Origin of the sequence: Actinomadura logoneensis (assembly GCF_003428695.1) — a bacterium.
Lineage (GTDB): Bacteria > Actinomycetota > Actinomycetes > Streptosporangiales > Streptosporangiaceae > Spirillospora > Spirillospora logoneensis.
This window is the reverse complement of the sequence record NZ_QURH01000512.1, coordinates 1-1,352: the sequence shown is the minus strand read 5'-3', so window position 1 is coordinate 1,352 and position 1,352 is coordinate 1. Positions and strand designations below refer to the sequence as shown.

At 74.7% G+C, this 1,352-nt stretch carries 1 protein-coding gene; it reads right to left on the bottom strand.

From position 1 onward, the window contains the following. Positions 1 to 1,352: serine/threonine protein kinase (locus DZF91_RS23705; RefSeq protein ID WP_407920932.1), on the bottom strand; the 1,352-nt coding region annotated here is incomplete at both ends.

The following is a 1,352-nucleotide window of genomic DNA, read 5'->3' as shown; positions in this document are numbered from 1 at the left end:
GCCCGGATCGCGGGCGGTCAGCCCGGCCAGGAAGCCGGCGGCCGGATCGTCCGCCGCGACGAGCGGCACGGGCAGCGCCCCCGCCGCCTCCGCCGGCGTCAGCCGCCGCAGGATCGGCTCGTCGCCGTTCCGCTCGTTCCCGAGGTCGGCGACCTCGGCGCCCGCCGCGTTCTGCTCCGGGCCGAACAGCGGGGACGGCGCGGGCGGCAGCGCCGTCCCCTCCGCCGACAGCACCTCGCGCAGCACGCCGGTGAGCTGCTCGGCCATCTCGGCGGCGCTCTGGAACCGGCGGGCCGGATCGCCGTGGCAGGCGCGCCGCAGCAGCCGGTAGTAGGACTCGTACCGCTGGAAGAGCGGCACCTCGTCGCGCGGCGGCAGGCTGCGCAGGTGCTTCTTGGTGTAGCCGCGGAACGGGAAGCTCAGCACCGCCAGGGTCCGCCCGACGGTGTACAGGTCGGACGGGACGGACGGGCCGCGCGCGGCGATCTCCGGGGCCTGGTAGCCGGGCGTCCCGAAGATCGGGCTGCCGGCGTCGAACGAGCGCCGCACCCCGCCGAGGTCGATGAGCTTGAGCTGCTCCTCGCTCTGGATCGCGTTGTCCGGCTTGAAGTCGCAGTACAGCAGGCCGACGTTGTGCAGGTAGCCGAGCGCGCTCAGCACCTCCAGCCCGTAGGCGATCACCTGCGGCAGCGGCAGCGACGCGTCCTCGCCGAGCTCGCGGCGGCGGCTGAGCAGGATGTCCTTCAGCGACCGCCCGCCGACGTACTCCATGACGATGTAGCCGGAGCCGCCGTGCCGGACGAAGTTGAAGATCTTGACGATGTTGGGGTGCTCGACCTCGGCGAGGAACGCCCGCTCGGCCGTCGCCGCCGCCATCGCGTCGCTGTCGCCGACGTCGAGCAGGCCCTTCAGGACGACCCAGCGCCCGGACACGTTGTGGTCGCGGGCCAGGTAGATCCAGCCGAGCCCGCCGTGGGCGAGGCAGCCGAGCACCTCGTACTGGTCGCCGAGCGTGTCGCCGGGCTTGAGCTTGGGCGTGAACGAGAACGGGTGCCCGCAGTTGCGGCAGAACCCCTCGGTCCGTCCCGGCCTGCCCTCCCGGGACCGTCCGACCGGCTCGTCGCAGCGGCTGCAGAACCGGCGGTTCTCCGGGACCTCCGGGTTCTCCATGATCGCGTCGGCCGGGTCCCGGTACGGGACGGGCGGCACCTCGACCAGGCCCGCGCCGAGCATCCCCCGGTGCCCCCGTCCGCGGGAGCCGCCGGAGCCGCTGCCGCGCGTGGCCGTCCGCCCGCTGCCGCGCGACCCGCGGGAGCCGCCCGAACCCGATCCGCCGCCGCTGCCCGAGCCGG